18 protein-coding genes and 2 tRNA genes are annotated in these 25077 nt (G+C 37.3%); 15 read left to right on the top strand and 5 right to left on the bottom strand.

Annotated elements, in window-relative coordinates:
- Window positions 1–119: 119 nt before the first annotated feature.
- Window positions 120–195: transfer RNA gene (locus tag ACFIL2_RS00005), tRNA-Phe, on the bottom strand.
- A 400-nt stretch (window positions 196–595) separates the two neighbouring features.
- Between ACFIL2_RS00005 and ACFIL2_RS00010 the strand changes: the two genes are divergently transcribed.
- From ACFIL2_RS00010 to ACFIL2_RS00020, 3 genes are all read left to right on the top strand, one after another.
- Window positions 596–1759: a phosphoserine transaminase gene (locus ACFIL2_RS00010; protein ID WP_375613717.1), complete on the top strand. Its 1164-nt coding sequence runs from the start codon at window positions 596–598 to the stop codon at window positions 1757–1759.
- 403 nt (window positions 1760–2162) lie between these two features.
- On the top strand, window positions 2163–3452 hold the full coding sequence (locus tag ACFIL2_RS00015; protein WP_375633506.1) for an adenylosuccinate synthase: 1290 nt from the start codon (window positions 2163–2165) through the stop codon (window positions 3450–3452).
- Window positions 3453–3682: 230 nt separating this feature from the next.
- The gene (locus ACFIL2_RS00020) at window positions 3683–5104 is read left to right on the top strand and encodes a hypothetical protein (RefSeq protein WP_375680694.1); all 1422 of its coding nucleotides are present in this window, start codon (window positions 3683–3685) and stop codon (window positions 5102–5104) included.
- 203 nt (window positions 5105–5307) lie between these two features.
- Here ACFIL2_RS00020 and rpoH read toward each other — a convergent pair whose 3' ends face one another.
- From rpoH to ACFIL2_RS00035, 3 genes are all read right to left on the bottom strand, one after another.
- Window positions 5308–6192, bottom strand: a complete 885-nt coding sequence (gene rpoH, locus ACFIL2_RS00025; RefSeq protein ID WP_375618560.1) for an RNA polymerase sigma factor RpoH — start codon at window positions 6190–6192, stop codon at window positions 5308–5310.
- 148 nt (window positions 6193–6340) lie between these two features.
- Window positions 6341–7345, bottom strand: coding sequence for an RluA family pseudouridine synthase (locus ACFIL2_RS00030; RefSeq protein WP_375634868.1), 1005 nt, complete (start codon window positions 7343–7345; stop codon window positions 6341–6343).
- Window positions 7346–7374: 29 nt separating this feature from the next.
- Window positions 7375–8805 carry an aldehyde dehydrogenase family protein gene (locus tag ACFIL2_RS00035; RefSeq protein ID WP_375633509.1) on the bottom strand — a complete coding sequence of 477 codons (1431 nt, stop codon included), beginning with the start codon at window positions 8803–8805 and terminating at the stop codon, window positions 7375–7377.
- A 460-nt stretch (window positions 8806–9265) separates the two neighbouring features.
- On the opposite strand from ACFIL2_RS00035, the gene ACFIL2_RS00040 reads away from it, so the two are divergent.
- A complete protein-coding gene (locus ACFIL2_RS00040) occupies window positions 9266–11839 on the top strand; it encodes a DNA translocase FtsK (protein ID WP_375680695.1) in 2574 nt (857 codons plus the stop codon).
- 820 nt (window positions 11840–12659) lie between these two features.
- Window positions 12660–14366, top strand: a complete 1707-nt coding sequence (locus ACFIL2_RS00045) for an ATP-binding protein (protein ID WP_375680696.1) — start codon at window positions 12660–12662, stop codon at window positions 14364–14366.
- Between the two features lie 18 nt (window positions 14367–14384).
- Here the strand turns inward: ACFIL2_RS00045 and mscL are convergent, their stop codons facing one another.
- On the bottom strand, window positions 14385–14792 hold the full coding sequence (gene mscL, locus ACFIL2_RS00050; protein ID WP_026500234.1) for a large conductance mechanosensitive channel protein MscL: 408 nt from the start codon (window positions 14790–14792) through the stop codon (window positions 14385–14387).
- A gap of 1328 nt (window positions 14793–16120) precedes the next feature.
- On the opposite strand from mscL, the gene ACFIL2_RS00055 reads away from it, so the two are divergent.
- The 10 genes from ACFIL2_RS00055 (at window position 16121) to ACFIL2_RS00100 (ending at window position 25017) form a co-directional block, all read left to right on the top strand.
- A complete protein-coding gene (locus ACFIL2_RS00055) occupies window positions 16121–17203 on the top strand; it encodes a quinone-dependent dihydroorotate dehydrogenase (protein ID WP_375680697.1) in 1083 nt (360 codons plus the stop codon).
- Window positions 17204–17341: 138 nt separating this feature from the next.
- A tRNA-His gene (locus ACFIL2_RS00060) sits at window positions 17342–17418 on the top strand.
- 547 nt (window positions 17419–17965) lie between these two features.
- A complete protein-coding gene (locus tag ACFIL2_RS00065; protein WP_375618554.1) occupies window positions 17966–18280 on the top strand; it encodes a hypothetical protein in 315 nt (104 codons plus the stop codon).
- An 88-nt stretch (window positions 18281–18368) separates the two neighbouring features.
- Window positions 18369–19280, top strand: a complete 912-nt coding sequence (locus ACFIL2_RS00070; RefSeq protein ID WP_375681656.1) for a hypothetical protein — start codon at window positions 18369–18371, stop codon at window positions 19278–19280.
- An 879-nt stretch (window positions 19281–20159) separates the two neighbouring features.
- Window positions 20160–20408 (top strand): hypothetical protein, encoded by a 249-nt coding sequence (locus ACFIL2_RS00075; protein ID WP_375680700.1) that lies wholly within the window; start codon window positions 20160–20162, stop codon window positions 20406–20408.
- Window positions 20401–21288, top strand: coding sequence for a hypothetical protein (locus ACFIL2_RS00080; RefSeq protein ID WP_375680701.1), 888 nt, complete (start codon window positions 20401–20403; stop codon window positions 21286–21288). Before ACFIL2_RS00075 ends, ACFIL2_RS00080 begins: the two co-directional genes overlap by 8 nt.
- A gap of 2 nt (window positions 21289–21290) precedes the next feature.
- Complete coding sequence (locus ACFIL2_RS00085; protein WP_375680702.1) at window positions 21291–22205, top strand: hypothetical protein; 915 nt, start codon at window positions 21291–21293, stop codon at window positions 22203–22205.
- A 271-nt stretch (window positions 22206–22476) separates the two neighbouring features.
- Window positions 22477–23052, top strand: coding sequence for a DEAD/DEAH box helicase family protein (locus ACFIL2_RS00090; protein ID WP_375680703.1), 576 nt, complete (start codon window positions 22477–22479; stop codon window positions 23050–23052).
- Window positions 23053–23066: 14 nt separating this feature from the next.
- Window positions 23067–23429: a hypothetical protein gene (locus ACFIL2_RS00095; protein WP_375633521.1), complete on the top strand. Its 363-nt coding sequence runs from the start codon at window positions 23067–23069 to the stop codon at window positions 23427–23429.
- 64 nt (window positions 23430–23493) lie between these two features.
- Window positions 23494–25017: a hypothetical protein gene (locus tag ACFIL2_RS00100; RefSeq protein WP_375680704.1), complete on the top strand. Its 1524-nt coding sequence runs from the start codon at window positions 23494–23496 to the stop codon at window positions 25015–25017.
- Window positions 25018–25077: the final 60 nt, after the last annotated feature.

The raw sequence follows: 25077 nt of genomic DNA on the forward strand, positions 1-25077 counted from the left end.
CACCTTTAAAACTCTTTGAAAAAAAATGAATTGGTACAAAACCTAGTGGCAAAATATACAAAACCCGCTGGCAAGCTACATCAGTAAAAACAATAGGTTACATATAACAAAGAAGAGTATGGTGCCCAGACGCGGATTCGAACCACGGACACGCGGATTTTCAGTCCGCTGCTCTACCAACTGAGCTATCTGGGCATGCTTCATAAAAAATATAAAGCGTTTGCGGTTATAACATTAAAATTTTCTCTGTCCAGTCATCAAAAGAAAAATAATTGATTTTTTAATAAGTTTATCTCCCTATTCTAGAGCGTTATCAATGAATCTTTATCATAAAATAAATTTGATAGGTATATTGGATAGTTTAGTGTATTGTTATTAGAATGCTGTCTTATTGTGGTGATGATACGAAAAAAAATTAAAAGAATCAATCGAGAGGCATGATTAAGAAAGATTTTTTATAAAGTTTCCGTGAATTTTAAGCATACGCAATAATAGACAATATTTTTGACTTTTTTCTAAAAAGATTATTGATTAGTCTTTATAATAATTTGTTTTTCTTTATAAAGAAAGAAAAACATCTAAAAGGGGAGAAATAATGATAATGTTACAAAAACCAAGTAATCGTCCCAATAATACTAATTTTTCTTCAGGTCCTTGTAGCAAACGGCCTGGTTGGACTCTTGATGTTCTTAAAAATGCATTAGTTGGGCGTTCACATAGATCTAGAGAAGCAGAATTAAAACTTGCTGAAGTTGTTAATTTAACCCGTGAGATTCTTGAGGTTCCTTCTGATCATCGTATAGGAATTATGCCAGGATCAGATACCGGTGCTGTTGAGGCTGCTCTATGGTCTCTATTAGGTGAGCGTGGCATTGATATGGCAGCGTGGGAAAGTTTTGGGTTTGGGTGGAATAAAGATGTTGTCGAGCAATTAAAGCTTTCTGATGTGCGTCGTTTTGAAGCTCCTTATGGTGAAATACCAGATTTAACACAACTTGACTTTGATCGGGATGTTGTTTTTACATGGAATGGGACAACTTCTGGTGTGCGTATTCCTAATGCAGATTTCATTCCGCATAAGCGGGCTGGATTGACCATTTGTGATGCAACATCGGCAGCTTTTGCGCAATATCTTGATTTTTCAAAATTAGATGTTGTTACTTTTTCATGGCAGAAAGTTTTGGGAGGCGAGGCTGCACATGGTATGGTGATTTTAAGTCCTCGTGCTGTTGAGAGGCTTGAGAATCATGTTCCAGCTTGGCCTATGCCCCAACTTTTCTATATGACAAAAAATGGAAAATTGAACGAAGATATTTTTAAAGGAAAGATCATCAATACACCTTCTATGCTTTGTGTTGAGGATTTCCTTGATGGGTTGAAGTGGGCAAAATCTCTAGGAGGTGCAGCGGCATTAAGAGCACGGGTTGAGAAAAATTTTTCTGTACTTGATGCTTTTGTTCGCAAAACGCCATGGTTAGAATATTTGGCAAAAGATCCTGAAGTGCGTTCTAACACCGCTATTTGTTTAGATATTGTGGATCCAGTGATTACTGCTTTGGATACGGAAAAGCGAGTATCTTTTATAAAAGCGGTTGTGAAGCGTCTTGATGAGGAAGGGGTTGCTTATGATATCGGTTCGTATCGCGATGCTCCTCCTGGTCTTCGAATTTGGGCGGGTATAACAATTGAGGCTTCCGATCTTGAAATTTTAACACAATGGCTTGAGTGGGCGTTCCAAGTTGAAAAAGCACAGCTTTAAATAATTACTGGTGATTTTCACAGGGTGTTTTTAAACAGAAAAAGGATACGAGAGATTATGATGATCTTTCGTATTCTTGTATCAGACAAACAGCCTCTAAATATTACATGAATTGTAAAAGATTAACATGAATTGTAAAAGATTAAGAGGAGGAATAAATGCTCTGTCAGGTGTTGGATACGCACAAATTAAAATCTCTATTTTTTTACTTTTTGTAGCAAAAATGACAGATTTAAAATATTTTGGTATTTGCTTATCTTTATTATCATAAATTTGAAAATTTAATCACTTGAAGATTGAGAAAAATCTGAAATGAAGAGTCGCACTTGCTCTAAGGTTTCGTTATAAAGAAGTGTTTGTTTTTGAATGCTGGTTTTTTTGACCAAACACGACGGAGAAAGTTATGGCCAATGTAGTTGTTGTCGGTACACAATGGGGTGATGAAGGCAAAGGTAAAATTGTAGATTGGTTGTCTGAGCGAGCAGATATCGTGGTGAGATATCAGGGGGGGCATAATGCTGGCCACACATTGGTTGTTGATGGAGTCAGTTATAAATTATCACTTTTACCGTCTGGTTTAGTGCGTGGCAAGTTATCAATTATTGGTAATGGTGTTGTTGTTGACCCTCATCATTTTGTTGCAGAAGTAAAAAAACTATGTAATCAGGGTGTAAAAATCACACCAGAAATTTTGCGTATTGCTGAAAATGCTCCTTTGATTCTTTCGTTGCATCGTGATCTTGATGCAATTCGAGAAAGCGGTTTATCTGGTTTAAAGATTGGTACAACAAAGCGCGGTATTGGACCGGCTTATGAAGATAAGGTGGGACGTCGTGCTATCCGAGTGATGGATTTAGCAGAAAAAGATACACTTATGGCTAAGATTGAGCGGCTTTTGAGGCATCATAATGCTTTGCGTCGTGGGATGGGTGTTGCAGAGATTGATTCTCAAGCGCTTTATGATGAATTGATGCAAGTTGCGGATAAAATTTTGCCCTTTATGGATTGTACGTGGCGTCTTTTAGATGAAGGTTATCGAGGAGGTAAACACATTCTTTTTGAAGGTGCGCAAGGTGCTTTATTAGATAATGATTTTGGAACTTATCCTTATGTAACGTCATCTAATACAGTTGCTGGGCAAGCATGTACAGGTTCGGGGATGGGACCTGATGCAATCCATTATGTTTTGGGTATTGCAAAAGCTTATACTACACGCGTTGGAGAAGGGCCGTTCCCGACAGAGCAGATAAATGATATTGGTGAATTTCTGGGAGTGCGTGGACATGAATTTGGTGTTGTAACGGGTCGAAAGCGTCGATGTGGTTGGTTTGATGCTGTCTTAGTACGTCAGATGGTAACAATTTGCGGTGTTCAAGGTATAGCATTGACAAAACTTGATGTTTTAGATGGTTTGGATGAAATAAAAATTTGTATTGGTTATGAGCTTGATGGTAAAAGGATTGATTATTTACCTTCTTCCATGGGAGCTCAGGATCGGGTGAAGCCTATTTATGCAACATTAGAAGGTTGGAAGAAAGAAACAGCACATGCATTGAGGTGGGAAGATTTACCAGTGCAGGCTATTAAATATATACGCTATATTGAAGAACTGATTAATACAAAAGTGGCTTTATTATCCACAAGTCCAGAGCGTGAAGATACTATTCTTATTACGGATCCCTTTGTTAATTGATTATTGTTTTTAGATTTCTATATATGTTCTCTGTTCATTTTTGTATCTTTTTACAAAAAAAGTTTTTAAGAGCACGTAAGAGAAAGGTGCAAAATAGCATTGTTTATTTTTCATATTCATTTTACATTATGTTGTACCAATATTAAATGGCAACCAATTTAGAAGGCTAAAATAAAGTTTTTTGGCTTTACTATTGATTTTTTCTCAGTTTAAGAGAGATTATAGAGGAAATGGTAGATTTCGTTGGAATCTTAAAAAAGACAATTAATGCACAAAATAATATTACACCACAAGTGCGTAAGCGGATTTATAAGCGGGCTACCGAAACACTAGAACATCAATTTGTAACAGCAAAAATACCACAAGCAATAGCGGATGAACAAAGAAAGATTCTTCAAAGTTCTATTGCAACTGTTGAAGGAGAATATTTAGCAGTTGAAAAGAAACGGCTTTCTTCAGTTATTGGGTGGAATCCCACAAATATAAATGAAGATAAGAAAGTTACAAAAAAAACTATATTACCAAAGAATAATGAATTGTCAGAGGTAAACATAAAAAGAAAGCAGGATTTTGTTACACGTTCAAAGGATAACAAGGTATTTGTTGAGCTTTGTGTATCAGATATACCAGATGCAGAGCCTGTTAATATGGAGGCTGATGTGCCTTCTCAGCATGTTAATAGCTGTGTGTTAAAGATTTCTCCTTCGCAGGAAGATAATCCGCATATTGTTTCGCACATTTTTTCTCAGGCTTTACGTCGTGCTAATAAATCGTTAGTGCAAAGGCGTATTGTGATAAGTGCTGTTTTTGTTGTTAGTTTTGTTGTTTTAATTGTTGGTATTTTTTTTGTTGGTGAGCGTGTATTTGTATCAAATGATTATCAGTTTTTAGAAGAAAATCTTCAAGCTTCTCACAGAGTACCAAAGGCATTTCCAATTAAGAGAAAGTTAACACAACGCTTATTAGAGGATGGAAGTGAAATTGATGTTGGTTTAAAACAAGCGATAGATTCTTCGGATGAAGAAGTACTCTCAACAGTTGTTGATAGCAATTTGCAATCGCTTGAAAAATCAGGTGAAGCTGTTTTCTATCAAGCACGTACAAATTATGATGCAGAAAAGATAGCAACGGGAAGTGCTCGCTGGACGCTTATAAAAGAGTCTCAAGTGAAGGGGTCTCCAGAAGAAACAACTATACAAGGTGATATAACAATTCCTGATGAAGGGATATCATTGCGGTTAATTTTACGTCGTAATACCGATCAGTCATTTCCTGCTTCATATATTATGGACCTTATTTTTATTCTTTCGGATAAATTTTCAGGTAAAGCTATAAGCAATGTTCAAGCATTAACCTTTAAAGCAAGTGAACAATCCATTGGACAGGCTTTAACAAGAACCATTGCTGCAAAGATTAACGATGACTTTTTTCTTGTCGCATTGAGTGGTAATCATCCATTTCTTGATCGAAATTTACAATTGATGCGAGAATTAGATTGGATGCGTTTGGTGTTAACGGATAAAAATGGGCGTATAAGTGAATTAACCTTTGCAAAAGGACCAACAGGTAAGTCTATTTTTAATGAAGTTATTGGACAATGGCTTGCACAACAAGATAAGTTAACAGTTCTTGGTCAAAAAAATAAAACATAGATGCAAAAAAATAAACGGCTGTGAAGAATTTTCCACGACCGTCTTTATCAATTATATACCAAATACACTCACTAAATCTTTACATATCAATAACGTAAAGAATTCGATAGACTAATTTACAAGTATAAAGCCAAGGCATGCTTTTTTTCATTTTCACATTTAAAGAATGTGCAAACCATTGGCTTTATACTTAACTCTAGGTTTTACACTTGACTTTGAGATAAAGTAGAATCTTTGATAGAGTTTTGTACTTTTTCAAATGCACGCATTTCAATTTGTCTTACTCGTTCTCGACTAATATTAAATTCACCAGAGAGTTCTTCTAGGGTTAGTGGTACATCATTTAAACGACGCGCTTTGAATATACGTTTTTCGCGTTCATTGAGATTGTCCATGGCATTTATGAGCATGGAACGGCGATTTTCTAATTCACTTTTTTCAATTAAAATTTGTTCTTGATCGTTAGATTCATCCACCAACCAATCTTGTAACTCGCTGTTTTCTCCTTCTTTTGTCCGAATTGGTGCGTTGAGTGAAGTGTCACCACCAAGCCTACGATTCATTGATACAACTTCATCTTCTGTGACATTCAACTGGGTTGCAATTTCTTTCACTTGTTCTGCATTGAGATCGCCACTATCAAGTGCTTGAAGTTTACTTTTTAACTTACGAAGGTTGAAAAACAAGCGCTTTTGATTAGCTGTTGTCCCCATTTTCACCAAACTCCAAGAGCGCAATACATATTCTTGGATTGACGCTTTAATCCACCATATTGCATAGGTTGCAAGACGAAAACCCCGCTCTGGTTCGAAACGTTTAACAGCTTGCATGAGTCCAACATTGCCTTCTGAAATGACTTCCCCAATGGGAAGTCCGTAGCCCCGATATCCCATCGCGATTTTAGCTACGAGACGCAAATGGCTGGTTACTAGCCTATGCGCAGCTTTTAGATCATTATGCTCACGGTAACGCTGAGCTAACATATATTCTTCTTTTGGCTCAAGCATTGGAAAACGACGCACTTCTTCCAAGTAACGGTTTAAACCACCATCACCTGTCATTACTGATAATAAATTCATATGGGCCATATAGCACCCTCCTTTCATCTGAATTCCCTGATAAGGCAAATTCTATGTTTTAGATAGCTAACTATCCTCATAACCTCACTCTAGCATATTTTTCAATTTTGTTCAAAAAAAGATATTTTATTGTGAAATCTTGAGAAGGGGAAAAGTTTCAATTCATTTTTTTAAAAAGCTTAATAAGTTTAGCCATATCTTGAGGCAGTGGTGCGGAAAACGACATAACTTTACCGGTAGAAGGATGTTCAAAAGTAAGACTTGCAGCATGGAGTGCATGTCGGTTGAATTGATCGATTGCATTTCTAATAGTGGGGTTGAATGTGTTTGATTTTGTTTTAAAAGCGTTTCCATAAACTGTATCGCCTATGAGTGGATGCCCCATATGAGTCATATGAACACGGATTTGATGGGTGCGTCCAGTTTCTAAGCGACATTCCAGAAGGCTAGCAAAAGATGTTGAGTCTGCATGAGAGCCATATTTTTCAAGCAGAGAAACATGTGTAACAGCATGACGAGCATAAGGGTTTTGGTTATGGATGACAGCTTGCTTTGTCCGGTTATGGGGCGAACGGCCAAGTGATGCATCAATTGTCCAGACATTGCGCTGAGGTGTTCCCCAAATCAAGGCATGGTAGCGTCGATCTAATGCGCAGGTACGTCCATGATCAGAAAATTGAGCACTGAGACTTTTATGAGCTAGATCATTTTTTGCAACAACCATAACACCGCTTGTATTTTTATCAAGACGATGGACAATGCCAGGGCGTTTAACACCACCTATACCAGATAAACTATTCCCACAGTGGTAAATAAGGGCATTAACCAATGTACCGGTCCAATTTCCATTCCCAGGATGAACAACAAGACCAGCTGGTTTGTTAATAACAATGATATGATCATCTTCAAAAAGAATGTCCAATGCAATGGCTTCAGCGCTAGGTTCTGCATCACGAAGGTCCGGCATTTCCAATTCAATTATTTGGTTAGGTTTTAATTTTGTTTTTGGTTCCTTTATGAATTGACCATCAATTTTAAGACAGCCTTCACGGATGAGGGTTTGCAAACGCGAACGTGAGAGCACGTCATGATATTGTTTTGCGAGCCACTGATCAAGACGTTGCCCAAGAGCACCTTCATCCGTTATTTTCTGTATTACCATACGATTCCTATTAAGTTTTTAATAAGATTTTACCAGTACGAAATTGCTTTACTATCGAGAAATTCTTTAATTCCCCAATGTCCTCCTTCACGAGCGCGCCCAGAAAATTTTACACCTCCAAAGTAGCTTCCACTGGGTAATCCATGTCCATTAACTTCTACCATACCAGAGCGTACTTGTGCCGCAATACGACGACATTTGTTGCGATCTTGCGATTGAATATAGTTTGTAAGACCATACTCAGTCTCATTCGCTAAAGCGACGGCTTCTTCTTCTGTACTAAAAGAAAGAATCGAGAGAACTGGACCAAAGATTTCTTCTTTAAAAATACGCATATGAGGTTTTACATCAGCGAAGACTGTTGGACGGACATAATAACCGCGTTCCATTCCGTTTGGTAAACCAGTCCCGCCTGCAACAAGAGTTGCACCTTCATCAATTCCCGATTGGATAAGATCTTGAATTTTATCATATTGTTTTTTTGAAACAATGGGCCCAATATGATTTCCTTCTTGGCAGTTTGGTCCTACTTTTGTTGTTTCTGCAATATCTTTGGCTATTTTCACGGCTTTGTCATAGATGCTCTGTTCCACAAGCATACGAGTTGGTGCATTACAACTTTGTCCACTATTATAAAAGCAATGTCGTGCACCACGTTGAACAGCATCTGAGTCGGCATCAGCAAAGATAATATTCGCTCCTTTTCCCCCAAGTTCCAGACAGACTCTTTTTAAAGTAGCGCTGGCATTTTTAGAAATATCTTTTCCTGCTCTAGTTGAACCAGTAAAGCTGATCATTTCTAAATCTGGATGTGCAGAGAGGTAAGAGCCGACAGTTGCACCATCACCATTGATTAAATTAAAAACACCGGCTGGAAGTGCGGCTTCATCTAAAAATTCAGCAAAAAGCATAGCAGAAAGAGGCGCAATTTCAGAGGGCTTTAACACCATGGTACAGCCAGCCAAGAGAGCAGGAATAACTTTAAGAGTTACTTGATTCATGGGCCAATTCCATGGCGTAATTAATCCTACGACGCCGATAGGATCGTAGTGAAGGATTGCTTGCTCATTTCCCTTTATTAAAGTTTTTTGGAACGAAAACTCTTTATAAGCTTCGATAAAATTGCGAATATGGGAACTGCCAGTTGCAGTTTGCGCATTAAGCGCCATATCAATTGGTGCCCCCATTTCCATTGAAATGGTTTTTGCCATGTCTTTGGAACGTTTTTCGTAGATCTCTAGAATTTTCTCAACAAATCCAAGACGCTCATTTGGTGATGTTGTTTTCCATTTTTGAAAGGCTTCTTTAGCCGCATTAATTGCTTTATCGGCATCTTTTGTACTTCCAAGGCTAATGACAGCACAAGTCTCCTCTGTTGATGGATTAATGACGTCAAAATCGTGAGGAGTGCTTGGCTCATCCCATAGACCATTGATATAAAATTTCCGTTTATTAAACATAATTCACTCCCTTTTTTCTATTTGTATTTATGTAATTATGATTGTCTTAGTCTAAGCCTTTTTAAACGAGGATAACAAGGGTAATCTTATAAAAACGCGAGAAATTAGATTATATTGTGATAATTGATCATGGAGAATTCAATAGAGCAATGCTTATTGTATTATTGAAACTAGTTTCTTTTATGAAAAGGGAGAGAAAGAGAGGCATAGACAATTTTCTTGAAGCTTTTTTATCATGAAGTTTTCTTCAAAACAAATGAAATACGAGCTCTATGACACCATAAACTAGGCAATTTATATCGTAAATATGCAAAAGGCAGATTATGAATATGCATTATGGCACTATTTTTTTCATTTAAAAGTAACCATCAGCAAAAGGTTATTAACCTTCGTATGATAGTTTCTACGAATTCTTTTTGAAAAGGTTATTTTTCTCATTGCTATAAATTTGTTGGGTGCCATGCATAATTCGAAAACAAAATCTATTTCTACGTCTTCTTTTTCTGATGATGGTACAAAAGGTGCATCAAGAGAAGATTTATCTGTTAAGATTACTGAGATATTTCCTTATCCGGAAGTGTGGAAAAAGGCATTTGCCCTCGGAAAAAACGTCCGTTTCACGAGAACCCCAGAAGTTGAGATTTTGCGTCGTCGTATAGAAACAGATCCAGTTTTTGCAAAACAGTTTAAAATTTTTACGAAGCAAGATCAAAAAAAAATTACAGATGCAGATATTGTACGTTGTAACAAGAAAACAACCAATATTCTTTCGACAAAAAAAGTCATTAATCCTCAATCAATAGAGAATAAAACATCAGTTTGTCATTCAACGGTTCTGAAGCAGTTGTCACGACAAGCTATTCATATGCCGTCAGCAAATATTCCACTTGAGGAGGATGAACAAGAACGTAAATTACAAGTGGAAAATGTGCTACAAAAAATAAAACCTGCTTTGCATCTTTCCGATGATGCATTTTTTGAGTGTGAATCTTTGATATTTGAACATGTGGAGACTCAAACGTCAAAAGAGGATGGAATATCAATTGACACGACAAATGAAATTACACCGGATATTCCCACAGCCTTTGATGAGTCAATAACGGCTCTTTACCGTGTTCTTGAATACCGCTTTCCACAACTCTATGATTCAATTACATCAGAATCTCCAGCGGAAAGGATGCGAGGCGTTGAGAAAATTTCTGATTTAATGCATACAAATAATGATACTACTAAAGAGAGTCATTCTAAGCTTTCTGTTGAAGATTCTGCTCATACGTTAAGTAATACAGGGGCGTTAAGCGATGCAGGAGCTAGTATAGAGACTGAAAATAGCAATAATACTGTCGCCAATAATACTGTTGATTGTATAAACAAAGCCGTCACAAAGAATTCAAAAGATTTTTCTGTGATGCAAGCAAACAGTAAAACTAAAACATTGCAATCTACTCGTATGCCATTAGGTAATTATGATTCTGCTTTTATGCAAAATATTCAATCTATTGACTGTGATGTTTATGAATTTCCTCCGATCAACTTATTACAGGAACCTGTTTTTCATGAAGGTACGATGATTCCTCAAGAAACATTAGAACGTGGTGCTGGACTTTTGGAAAGTGTTTTGGAAGATTTTGGCATTAAGGGTGAAGTTATCCATGTTCATCCAGGGCCAGTGGTAACAATGTATGAATTTGAACCCGCCGCGGGCGTAAAGTCATCGCGCGTTATTAATCTTTCTGATGATATTGCGCGTTCTATGTCTGCTATTTCTACACGCGTTGCTGTAATTCCTGGACGTAATGTTATCGGGATTGAGTTACCCAATGCGGTTCGTGAAACCGTTTATTTACGAGAATTAATCCAAACACGTTCTTTTCGTGAAAGTGAATTTAAACTTGCTCTTGCTTTGGGGAAGGGGATTAATGGTGAACCGGTCATTGCAGAATTAGCAAAAATGCCTCATTTATTGGTTGCAGGAACAACAGGATCAGGCAAGTCTGTTGCAATTAATACAATGATTTTGTCGATTCTTTATCGTATGACACCAAAGCAATGTCGTTTGATCATGGTTGATCCTAAAATGTTAGAGCTTTCTGTTTATGATGGCATTCCACATCTTTTAACACCCGTTGTCACAGATCCCAAAAAAGCAGTAACAGCTTTAAAATGGGCGGTTCGTGAAATGGAAGAGCGTTATCGCAAAATGGCTAAGTTGGGTGTGCGTAATATTGATGGTTTTAATGCACGCGTTGCACTTGCAGCTCAAAAAGGCGAAACAATCATGTGTACTGTTCAGTCGGGTTTTGATAAGGAAACAGGGGAAATGCTTTATCATGAAGAAGCCATGGATCTCACGCAGCTTCCTTATATTGTTGTGATTGTTGATGAGATGGCTGATCTTATGATGGTGGCAGGAAAAGAGATAGAGAATGCCATTCAGCGCTTAGCGCAAATGGCGCGTGCGGCAGGTATTCATCTTATTATGGCAACACAACGTCCTTCTGTTGATGTTATCACAGGTACAATTAAAGCGAACTTTCCTACCCGCATTTCTTTTCAAGTAACATCAAAAATTGATAGTCGTACGATCTTGGGTGAACAAGGTGCTGAAACGCTTTTAGGTCAGGGGGATATGCTTCATATGGCAGGTGGTGGACGCATTGTGCGCGTTCATGGTCCTTTTGTCTCAGATGAAGAAGTTGAATCCATCGTTGCACATCTTAAAATGCAAGGAAAACCTGATTATTTAGCAACGGTAACAGATAATGAAGACGATAACAAAGAGGATACTTCTGCTGATTCAGCTGCTAAAATTTCTGAGGAAGAAAATTTTGATGAAGAGGGTGAGGAACTTTATAACCAAGCTGTAAAAATTGTTATGCGTGATAAAAAATGTTCAACATCTTATATTCAGCGCCGACTTTCAATCGGCTATAATAAAGCAGCTTCTCTCGTCGAGCGGATGGAAGAAAAAGGCATTGTTGGAGCCGCTAATCATGTTGGAAAACGTGAAATTTTACTCAATGAAGGAAAATAAACAAACGCATTTAAAAATATGCAATTTTTTAAATATCTGACAGTTATTATTTAAATGTGCTTGTTTTATTTTTTTATATAATATTAAAAATTTAAATGGAGAGTAATAAAGCAAAAGCGATCTTTTGTATTAAGACTTCTGATGAGGTAAACAAGCTGATATCAAAGGAGATTATGAGATATTTTAACATTTCTAAATGATCTGGAATATAAAGAAATTAAACAAATCTTTATATGAAGACAGATAATTTGTGTTCTCTTTTTTACAGAGAAAATTTTTAATAAAATAGTGCGGTAGCATATTTTTTCTTTTGTAGCGATTCTAATGAAAGAAAGATCTTTGTATGAATGCCTTCAAATGCCGAGAACTATTGGTAACATTAGGGGCTGAAATTAGTATAATGATGGTGCTAACCAGCTCTTTTATAAGTATAAAAATGGTAATGCACAATGCCTTGATATCCTCTATAGGGACTTTTACATTACACCATTTACAGATGACGTCGTAAAATAAGCTTGGGGATCTTGGGAGATATCTTTTCAAAAAAGGCGCATGAATGTGTAAAATAAGTGTATTCTTTTTGAGTACTATTTATGCGAGGGAGATGTTACCATTATTGTAACAAGATTTATTATATAATGGGTGAATAAGCAACAAGAGCTGGAAGCTTCTTTTTATTCTTGTTTTGTTGATGAAACAGTCAAAATTTTGCTACAGATAATTGATATGAGATATCAAGTTATTTTAACCAGAATAGATAATTGTAAACAAATTAGCATTATTCATTTGAGAGTAAATTCAACACTTTTTAGTTTTAGTTATGCCATTAAAAGCAGATGAGTTAAAGTTAAATACAAATGAATTAAAATGTCAGCAAGAAGCTTTTCGTTTTACACCAGAGCTTTTGCCACGGCCTTTTACGTGGGAAATCGATCACAATGGTTTGTTTTGTGAAGTCTCAAAAGAGCTAGCTGAAGTTGTTGGTCCTCTCTCTTCTTCTATTTTAGGGTGTAGTTTTCATGAACTTGCTCATCAATTTAATGATGATCGATATCTGGTTCTCAGTCGTTTTATTGAAGCGGCTATGCCTTGGAGTAAAGAGATTGTTCAATGGCCTGTTGATGGTTGCTTACAATGGCTTGATGTTGAATTGTCGGCTTTGCCAATTTTTGATGTTAAAAAGCAGCTTAAGGGGTTTCGTGGCTTTGGTGTTTTAAAAATACAAAAAAAAGTCCAAGAAAAAAGAAATGAAAAGCTAGAAACAGAAATGCTATGTCTTACGGAGATAGAACGCTCAGCTTTTCGTGAAATTGCAGAGCAATTGCGTGATGAATTGAATTCATCGGTAAAAGAAGAAAATTTAGTTGAAGAAACAGCTATTCAGTTACCATATGCACAAACATTGCCGGTAAATGCTATAGAACAAGCTCTCGTAAAAGAGCCCGCTGCAGTTTTATCATTGTTGGATACAGCAACAGATGGTGTTTTATGGTTGGATGAAGAGGGCTTTGTTCAATCAGCGAGTAGGGCAGCCTTAGCATTAATGGGTTATGAAATAAATGAACTACGAGGACAACCATTCTCTTCATTATTTACTTTGCAAAGCCGACTTTTGGTTGAAAAGTATTTTAAATCAATCCGTATGGAGGAAAAAAATCAGGTTTTAAATCGCAGTGAAATCGCTGATTTAATGACAAAAAATCATAAAAATATAACCGTTTTGATAACGATTGTATTTTTGGCAAAGCAAGGCAATTATGCTGTTATGTTGCGTGATAGGACACAAACAGTTCCATCAGGAGAAAAAAAAGCAGAAGAGGATAAAATCGTTGGAGTTGTTCATGAAATACGAACACCTTTGAATGCTCTTATTGGTTTTGCAGAAATTATGAGAGAAGGCCGTTTTGGTTCGATAGAAAATGAGCGCTATCATGGATATTTACGCGATATTATTTCCTCTGGAAAACATATATTATTGCTGATTAATCAATTACTAGAGTGCTCGAAGATAAATTATTCTGGTTCCGATAACCAGATTGATTCTTCCCTTATTTCTGAAACATTTGATGTAATATCTTGTTTACGTGCGACGATAGCTTTTCTTGAAACTCAAGCCAATCAGAACGGCATTATCATGCGTATTGTTGCTCCACCTCACGTTCCATTTATTCCTGTATCACAACAAGTGTTTCGCCAGATTATATGGAATCTTCTTTCCAATGCTATTCGTTTTACACCTTTGGGTGGACAGATTATTGTTCACGTTTCTTATAGAAAAGAACGTGTAAAAATTTCAGTGAGTGATAATGGTATAGGGATGAACGAAGAAGAGATTATACAGGCACTGCAACCTTATGGTCAAGTAGAGCGCAAAGATGGACGATCTGGTGATAGCGCTTTTATGGGAACAGGTTTAGGCCTCCCAATGTGTAAAGCAATGGTGGAAGAAAGAGGGGGACAATTTTTACTGTTCTCAAAACCCAATCATGGAACAACTGTGGAAATGTTTTTTCCTCGTGTTCCATGATGTAAATCTTGCATAAAATTATTTTTTCTTAGCCAAAAGATCTCTAATTTCTGTTAAAAGTTGTTCTTCTGAAGACGTTTTTTTGGGGCTTTCTTCTTCTTTTCTACGAATTTTATTCATAGCCTTAACGAATAAAAAAAGAACCCAAGCAATAATGAGAAAATTGATAAGTAAAGTAATAAAGTGTCCATAGCTAATGGTTGCTCCAGCTGCTTTGGCGGCACTCAATGTTGCTTGTTTTTCGCCAGCAAGTTGAATAAACATATTAGAAAAATCAATCCCACCTGTAATCAGCCCAATGATTGGCATAAAAATATCATTGACAATTGAGTTGACCAAGCTACCAAAAGCACCCCCTATAATCACACCGATAGCAAGATCAATCATATTACCTTTTAGGGCAAATTCTTTGAATTCTTTAAGCATTGCATTTTCCCCTTTATATAAGCGATATACGGTAATTTACTTACCGCTTTTGATGAAAAAGGAAAGGGCAGATTTTATTTTTAGGATTATATTACAATATTAATATTATTTTCAAAGAACTTTATAAGGTTTAATAAAGAGCTTTAGGGCTCTATTTGAATGTACATAGAATATTTCCTAGAAAAAAGCTTTTTTGATAAAAACTATATCTGCTTTTTCAACAGAAAGTAGAAAACTGTAGCTTAATTTATATAATTGCCTCAAAATCTTTATGATAACATTAAAAAGAGAGATTTTTACACAATACTACAAAATGAGTAGTGTTGAAAGTTGAGCTATCAGAAAGCTTTTCAAATGAAGTGCATATATTAGCATAACATTTTGTCATAAAAAGAGAATTTAGGAATAAAAAATATATTTCAGCACTGATAGAAGAAATAGATAGATGAGACAGGAGTAAAACTTATAATTTAATTCCTCTTAATTTAGTAAGCGATAATAGCAATTAGGAGGGCATTATGGCTTATCTAAAAGCTATTTGTATTGGGTTACATGAGCTAAAATGGCGATAATTCGGATGGAAGAAACACATTTCATCTGCTGGAAGATTGTATCAGTTTATAAATAGCAGAGCTCTAGGGTTTGCAAGATCATTTTGGTTTGGAAGTCGTTGGTATGATGTTTGAGTTCAATAATCAACTGTCATTACTTAAAATATATGTTAGGCAGAGCACTTAATAGATGCAAAATTGTATTTAACGCATCAGAAATGGCAAAGGAAACAACGCAGATTCTTCAAAATTTTATCAATAGAGTACAAATTGATTGAACATTCTGTTGCTAATAAATGGCGCAACAATAGTATGAATTTAGATGATTTTATGAACCATGTATCCTATAAATGCTAGGAAAAAATAGCTTTATAGAACAAGCTTTGTTTCTATTGAAAACAATATTACACAAAGGAACTTTGGGAATAGAGATAATTTGCCTGCATTTTTAAGAAAATTATGAGCGTGCCTGCATAAGGCGTCATAAAACCATGACTATGGTAAGAGCCATTGATATTCCAATTCATGCTGAATTTTATAAGATTAGGATTCATATTTTAATCTTTAAAAAATGTCGAAAAAGAGAAACATTTTTTAAGAATAAAAAGTTCTTTACATAGTATAACCAATATAAACATGTATGGCTATTATGTGATGAGTTTTCTTCTAGAAGGGGAATATTATTTGAATAATATGCTCTCTTTGATTGGTGATCTTTTGTGTTAAAAGATATAGGTGAGGTGCGATGGATCATTTTTATGTTGTGGAGAAGGATTGATGAGTTTTTTTCGTTGTATTGGCCGTTCTGCCTTATTTATGTTGGATCCAGAGCAAGCACACGGTTTAGCGATTCTCGGGCTGAAAAGTGGATTAAATGGCTGTCAAAAGGTTATCGATAAACGTTTGTGTGTAACTGTTGCTGGGCTTGAGTTTGAAAATTTTATTGGTCTTGCAGCGGGGTTTGATAAAAATGCAGAGGTTGTAGATGGTGTTTTTCGGTTAGGATTTGGTTTTACTGAAATTGGGACAGTGACACCAAAGCCTCAGATTGGAAATCCTAAACCACGGCTTTTTCGTTTAAAAGAAGATGAAGCGATTATTAATAGAATGGGCTTTAATAATGACGGACATCAAGTTGTTTACAATAGATTGCGTGCGTGTAAAAAAACTGGTGTTATAGGAGTCAATATTGGAGCCAATAAGGATACGGTCGATAAGATTGATGATTATACTGCTGGTATTGCTCATTTTTACGATGTTGCTGATTATTTTACGGTTAATATTTCTTCTCCCAATACACCAGGTTTACGTGATTTACAGGCCCGTGACAGTTTGCATCTTTTGTTGAGTGCAGTTTCGAAAGCGCGAAATGAGCAAGAGAACAAGCATGGATTCTCCATTCCTATTTTTTTAAAAATTGCTCCAGATTTATCAGAGAAAGAATTAGATGATATTGCTGAAGAAATAAAGCTTTCTGATTTTAATGGATTGATTGTTTCTAACACAACTCTTTCACGCCAGGGGCTTAGCAATAGTCACTTCAGTAATGAAGAGGGTGGGCTTTCTGGACGTCCACTTTTTGAGCGCTCTACTATTGTGCTTGCAAAAATGCGTAAAAAATTAGGGAAGGAGATTGCAATTATTGGTGTTGGCGGTGTAAAGGATGCACAGACCGCTTTGGAAAAAGTAAAAGCTGGTGCAGATTTAATTCAATTATACAGTGGGATGGTTTATGAAGGTCCACATCTTGCCATAACTATTCTGCAAGAGATTTTGCAGATGATGCAACAAGACGGTGTTGATAACATAAAAGGCTATCGTGATCATAGTTTTGAGCATTGGGCAAAATTTCCTTTGTAAAAAACGCTTTTTTCTTCACAAAAAATTGCGAGATTTTTTTAAAGGGGCTTGCAAACTTTGTTGATTTTCCTTATGTCACATAAGCATAAGAATAAATGTTTACGAAATCGTGAATAGTTATGATACATTTGATTTTATGCGGTTGTAGCTCAGTTGGTTAGAGCGCTGGTTTGTGGCACCAGAGGTCGTAGGTTCAAATCCCACCAACCGTACCATTTGTCTTGTTACAACTTTTCTAATTCTTATTTTTGGCGTTTTGTGAGGCGGTTAAAAAGCCGTGCTTGGCGGGCTTTTTTGCGTGTGAGTCGTCACGGAGCAGAGACCTTGCGCGGATGATTTTTCTCAAATTTTGCCCAAAACGGAATGATACGATCAATAATCGCTTGAAATATAAACGGGTTAGCTAAATCTATGATTCTGACTGCAATTGTAACAATAAATATCTCTATCAGTATATTTATATACTTTTAGTATATTTTGTAAACCAAGAGAATCTTATTTAACTTTCATTATTATTGCTCATAATATAAACTATTAAGTTTAAACACATAAAATAAGTAAGCATAAATTTACTAAAATATGCCATATTTTTGACACAATATCCTTGATTTTGTCAACTATATATTATAAATGCGAACTTGCATGAAAGTGCATTCATATCTCCAGGGGGGGGTTCGGTGGTTAATTATGGGTAAGCCATTTTGGCGCGGGGACATAAGTAACCTTGGGGGATTTATTTATACACTAAATTGGAGAAAATAAATGGGAAGTTCAAGTCGTTCGCACGATTATTGCAGTGCCGATAATTTTAGTAGCAAATATAACTCTGGTAGTGCGTTTGGTAGAAAGCATGGTGGTAAGGTTGGCCTTGCGAGTGGTTTTTTCATAGGATGGGCAGCGGGGCGTAATCCTATGACTGGCATGGCCGTAGGAAGCTTTGGGCAAGCTGTAGGCAATGAATTCGGAGACACCATAGGCGGTTATGCTGGTTATGGTGTGGCTGCTGCCCAGTGTGGCACACAGTTGTTGGGTCAATCTTTTGCTAATTCAGGTGGTGGGATGTTGATGCACTTTTGATGTAGTTCTTTGGGTTATCCTAAAGCCTAGAACGGTGGTACTGTAAAAGGTGCCACCTTTATGTTTAGAATATTGTACAGGAGGAGCTATGGGCGAGTTTAGTATAGTGCTCGTTTATTTTTGTCTGTGGTTTGGCATGTTGTATCTATTCCTCAAAACTATTGCTATTAATGGAAAAAGCATGTTAGGCAGGGAGAACATAGTTGCATTCATAGTGGCGGCATTGGTTATTCCTCCTCTCATTTATGCCTTTGAGTATTTTGAGTATATAGTCGGTGTGCCGATAACATCTTCTCATGTTGCTATAATTATGTTCTTTCTTTCTTTTTGCATTGAATTTATACCCAATATAGTAAACAATATAAAGTGCTTTAGTTTGGCCATTATCGCAAGTTGCCCCATTTTTTTCATCGCAGCTGGTTTTATTGTTATGAGTGATGACCTTCTGTTAGATTTTTTTGATCTGCAGCTTTCGAGCTATATTTATCTGCTTTTCATTATTCCGTTGATGATAGGGGTGGCTCGCTATGTCCTAATTGCTAAAGCTTTGAAGGAAAAATCTATGTCAGTGCTAGATTTAAGCATTTGTATTGGCTGTGGGTTTGCCATAGGCGTCTTTTTTGTGTCATCACTGCTTTTATCAGACCTTCGAGAAATCTATCAACAGATAGGTTTTGCGAACAGGGAGGCAGTGAAAAAAATGTTTGATTATGCAGTGTTTGGTTTCGCTATTCTAACGGGCCAAGTTTTTTTGACATTTTTGATGGTTCTCTTTGTTACTACAAAGAAATATTATTGGTTGGTCCTTGATGTTCTTGCAGAGCTGTTTTTTAGCCTCTTTGTTTCTTATTATGTAGCGTTTGTTCATACAGATGATGACTATGGAATGGTTAGAAGTTGGATTTGTTTGATGTTTGTTGTTTATGTGTACGCGCGTTACATTAAATCAAAGAATGTGAATCTTAGCGTGATTAACCCGTTTAAAAGGAAAACTGAGTGAGAAGACAGGAGGCTATAGTTCTTTGGGTTATCCTAAAGCCTAGAGCAGCCAACCCAGGAGGGGCAGTTTCTGGAGCAATAGTAGGCGGGGTCCCGTGGCGCAGCCGCGGGTATTGCTAAAGCTGGTTAGGATTGTGTTCGCTCTAAGTGGTGAAATTGTTGTTTGACCTGGCTTTTTTAACAAGGTAAAGGCCTTGCTAAGGGGTACGCTATCAGCCTCTTAGCAGGGAGTTTTTCTCCCGCAATAATATCTTGGTATGCTTGGGAGGGCAAGGCGCTTTAAGGAAATTATATGTCTGACTTAATTTTTGGAATGCTGCTTAGTTTTGGGATAAGTTCCAGCCCTCGTCTCCTTAAAAACAATGGCTTGTTGGGTGAGCGCGTCATTTTTGGGGGGGCTAGCTGGCTTTTCCTGCGCTATCATCTTCGCTTATCCACATAGTGAAAGTGGGCTTACAGACTTATCTTTGCTTTTGGTATGTTATCTTGGCATTCTTTTAATTCTGCACGAGCACTACTTATATAAATATTTAGTTCTTGGGTTCTGTGGTGCAGTTGCTACCTTGTGTATTGGGGCAGGTTTTGTATATTTGAGCTCTTTGTTGCCATAGCCTGCTTTGTCTGCTGCTAATAATAGCCAGCAGCAGGTGGTGCATTCCATGAGTTTGGTTGCTGCAAACTATCCCTTTTTTATCCTTTTGATATCAGTTTTAACTGCGGAGCTTTTGCGTTTGTGGTTGCTTCGCGTATATAAGCCAGAATTAGCTGCGCGTGAGATCCTTTATTTCGGGCTGGGCTTGGGGGTGTTCTAGACTTATACTATAAGACCCTCTCAGCTCTTTTTCTTTACTTGAATTACCGTGTTGATAGGGCGCCACAAATGGTGGGCTATGTCGCATTTGAATCTTGTCCACAAGCGATCAGCTATCTTATTGCCGCGGGCATGATTGTATTGATGCATGTTGTAAATACGCGCTTTATGTATCTTGGTTTCCAAGATAAGCGCAAGGTCTATTCCTATCTGCCTTTTGTAATTCATTTTGCGGTTGGTCTTTTGTTTATGTTTGACATTTCTTCAGGCTATGCAATATTAATAAATTCTATTTTTGAGGTTTGCAATAATGCTTGACAAATTGACATTATCTGTTATCGGCGCCGTTTTTTGTCTGGTGCTGATTGTTTTTCCTTTGATGAAGAAAAAAACATTGGTTGAACATTTGGTTTTCTTGCTCGTTGTTTTGTGTCTTGTTTTTCTTTATGTTTATGGCGCTACGAGTTATTTTCCTTATTATGTTTTGGCGCTTTCGCTTATATTGGGGTACCGCTGGTTACTCTCTTTGGTTAAAACGTTTAAAGGTACGAAGGCGATTATTGGGTCAAGCGCTGGTTGTTATGTGCTTTTTATTTTTTTTCTATACGGCTTTATGCGTATGATAGGCAGTTTGATTTTAGATTTTTCTGCTTATAGTACGCCTAATATTGTTTTTGCTGTTGGTCTATTCCCTATAGGCATGGCGATTATGCAGTTTTTTTTGCTCTCTCATTGGGTGGCAGAAGATAATGGCAATGGTGTAGAGGCAGGACTGGGCGTGGGAATGGGGATTTGGGGGGCTGCTATAGGGCTTGTACTGCTTACATCTCTACCAGAAACTGTGAAAATCCTAAAAGGGGCCTTTAGTCTTGATAGGGACTCCTTACTTTCTTTACTTGAGACGGTAATATATTATGCATTTATTATAGGTCTGAATCTTTTATCAACTTTCTTAATGCTTGTAGTTTTCTTTGACAAGAAATGGCGTTTTTTTGTTCTTATCCTGCTTTTACAATGCTTGGCGGCTTGGGCGCGCTTTTCATGGCGGGCCGCTGAGCCAGAACTTCTTGCAATTGGGCATTATACAATCGCTACTATTCTTATGTTTGCTCTTATGCGGCAAATTTATGATTTTGTGCAAGACAGATTATCCATGAAGAAAAATAGCAGTTACGCTGTAGTAAATGAGGGGGCATAATAATGTTGGTTTTATTTATTACTTCGCTTCTCGCAGGCCTTATTTATGGCGCTGTCATTTATAATTTTTTTCGCTCTACATTTAGTTGGATAAATGTGCTGTTGAGCGGCATAGTTTTTGGGGTGATTGTTCTGTTAGTATGGCGTTACTCGGAAACAGAACATAAACTTGATGCCTTACGTTTACTGCAAGTGCTTGGCGTTGTTTTTCTTCTATGTGTGTTTCATCATTTTCTGAAGTTCAAATTGGTTGTCGCTGGTGCTGTGGGATGGTTTGTTGCTAGCTGCATTGCTGGCGGGTTTATTGCTTTTTGGGAGCAATCTGTAATAAAAACGCTTTATATGATGAATATTGTTGAAACCAAGAGTCGTGCAGAGCAGGGGTTGGCGCTTGTTTTTTTATTTTTAACATTTTCGGTTTTTTTTGTTGTAGCAGAAGAAGCTATGCGTCGTTGGTTAGTTACTAAGTTTTATCGGTGCTCGCCTAGTTTGTTGTGGCGTTTGCCGCTGAATATTGGCATAGGCTGGGGTTTATGCGAATTAGTTTATAAGGCGCTAGGGCCTTTCCTTGTTTATAATGGCTGGTCTATTCGATCTAGGTTATTAGCCAATGAGTATGTAATTTTTTATTCCTGGACGCAAGCGAGTATTTTTTTGTGTGCTTTAATGAGCGTCATACTCATGCATATTTTCAATACATGCTTGGCGTATCGTGGTGTTGTTACGCGCTCTAAATTTTATGCGTGTGCGCCTTTTTTTGTCCACGCTATTGTTAACTGTTTCGGTGCAACAGTGTTGGTTACAGAGAAGGTTTGGTTTAATGTTGGGGGCAGCTTGTTTATTCTACTTTGTGTGATGTTGTTCGTATATTTTGAAAGCAAAAATCCTTTAATACAAAACATAAAATTGCGCGCTTAAAGTGTTGTAGAGTGATGAATAACTTTGCGTACTCTAAGTATGGCTAGAGAGCCTGATACGCGCTTTCTGTTCTGCAAAAAAATAGAGAAGGTTAGCACCGACGTAAGGCGTCCAGTACCAAGAGCGACGTCATTTTTGCACTAATTGGGGGAGGGTGTGCCACTGTCCACGCGCATATGGGAGTTTGCAAATATGCTATCATGTAACTTTCTAGTGTCTTCCTTTCTATTATCCTCCATGAGATTGAAGATGGGAATCTTGAGGCGGCGATATGAGACTTAAATTTAAACAACAAGAATTTCAAAATGATGCGGTTAAAAGCGTCATTGATTTGTTTAAAGGCCAGCCACAACGGGATTCTTCTTTTTCTTTGCATTCAGAACAAGGACAATTAGCGTTAAATGAATTTGGTTATGGTAATCAATTATTGATCAGTGATGAAAGCATATTAGCAAATTTACGAGAGGTGCAACAGAACAATAAACTCTTGGCGAGTGAGACGCTAGAGCAAAAGCAGTTTTCTATTGAGATGGAAACGGGAACAGGCAAAACTTATGTCTATAGCAAGACGATTTTTGAGTTAAATCAACGCTATGGCTTTACCAAATTTATTATTGTCGTACCAAGTGTTGCTATTCGCGAAGGGGTATATAAATCACTTCAGGTAACAAGAGAGCATTTTCAAGCAGAATTTGATAATCTGCCCTATCGTTATTTTATTTATAATTCAAAAGATCTTTCGCAAATTCGCCAATTTGCAAGCTCTAGCAATATTGAAATTATGATTATCAATATTGATGCATTTAAAAAGCAGAAAATATTATCAACCTTCCGCAAGATAGACTGAATGGCGAAAGCGCTATGCGCTATATCCAAGACACAAAACCGATTGTGATCATAGATGAACCGCAATCGGTGGATAATACAGCAAAAGCGAAGGAGGCTATTGCGAGCCTTAACCCGCTTTGTGTTTTCCGCTATAGTGCCACGCATAAAGATGAGATTAATCTTTTATATCGTTTAACACCTGTTGATGCTTATCAAAAAGGACTGGTAAAGCAAATTTGTGTTTCTTCTAATCAGATAGAGCAAGATTTTAACCGTTCCTATATTGCCTTGAAATCCGTATCACACAAACATGGCTTTAAGGCGCGCTTAGAGTTGGATATTGCGGGAAAGAATGGCACGGTGAGCCGCAAAACAGTTACAGTGAGACGGCGATGATCTGTATCGCGTTACGGGCGGACGTGAGCTTTATAAGGGCTATATTGTTTCGGGTATCAATTGCATGGCGGGGGATGAAGCTGTTGAGTTTTCTGATACTGAAATTGTCAAATTTGGCCACGCACTTGGTGATGTGAATACAATAGAGCTTAAACGCGCACAAATTTATCGCACTATAGAAACACATTTAGATAAGGAATTGCGGCTTGTGCCTTTAGGGATTAAAGTTTTATCACTTTTTTTTATTGATGAGGTGGCTAAATATCGTAGCTCTGATGAAGAGCCAGCACTTTATGAGCGTATGTTTGAAGAATGTTATGAAGAGCTGTTGGCGAAAAAGAAATATGCCTCCTTGCGAACTAAGTTTGCGCAAAATATTCGAAACGTGCACGGCGGTTATTTCTCGCAAGACAAGAAAGGCGTGTATAAGGATACAAAGGGCGACAGCCAAGCTGATGATGACACTTATAACACGATTATGCGCGATAAGGAGTGGTTATTATCTTTTGCATGCCCCTTGCGTTTTATCTTTTCGCATTCGTCCTTGAGAGAAGGCTGGGATAATCCGAATGTGTTTCAAGTGTGTATGTTGATTGAACAAAAATCGAATTTTACCGCACGGCAAAAGATTGGTCGCGGTTTGCGCTTATGCGTAAACCAACAAGGTGAACCGGTAGAAAATAAAGATATAAATGTGCTGCATGTCATGGTGAATGAAAGCTTTGCTGAGTTTGTGAGTACATTGCAAAAAGAATTAGAGGCGGATATTGGTTATAAACTTGGTACATTGCAGATGGAGCATTTGGTTGTCCGTATTTATGAAGATGTAAAATATGTGGCTGCTAAAGTGGAAGTATCGCAAGCACAAAAAATTGTTAAAATACTTGTTGCAAAAGATTTTATTGATGAGGCGGGTGTCGTTAAAGTAGATCAAAATTTAGTAGCGAGCGAATTTGATGCTATAGGGGCGGAGGAAATGCCACGCGAATTGCGTCAAGAAATTGTGAAAAAAACTGATGCGGGCGCGCTTATTAATGTTGAGATACTGCAAGATCTGATTTATATGACAGCTGTGACGGAAACAAAGATTCTGTCTTCGCAAGAGGCTGCTGATATATTGGTTGAGTTGCGTGAAAAAGCCTTGCTTACATCAGCAGGAAAAATCACAGATACATTAAAAGCGCAATGGGCGACTGGGACGTTAGATTTAAGTGAACGTTTTAGTAAAGGGCAAAAGCAGGCTGTGCTGCAGGCGCTAGAAGCGAGCCAAGCCATGCCGATTATTCGTAATGCTACGCGCGAAGTGCGGGTTAAGCTTAAAAAGCAAACAGTGGATTCGTCAGAGTTTTTGTCCTTGTGGGAGAAGATCAATAAAAAGACCACTTATCGTGCAAAGCTTGATCGCACAGAGTTTGTTGCCAAAGCAGTGGATGCAGTGGAAAAAATGGCACCAGTTGCGCCCGCGCATTTGGTTTATCAGACAGCAGAGATAGTACTCAGTATAATATCAAAAAACACAATAAAGTCAATAGTTTGCTTGCAATTATTTTATATGAATCCACTCAAAAATCCATCTTTTTATGCATGATTCATTTGACCATTTTTTATATAAGATTGCCATGTATGAATAGACCATAAAAAGCAAATC

The sequence above is a fragment of the Bartonella sp. AP30XZML genome, from assembly GCF_042195945.1.
Taxonomy (GTDB): Bacteria; Pseudomonadota; Alphaproteobacteria; order Rhizobiales; family Rhizobiaceae; genus Bartonella.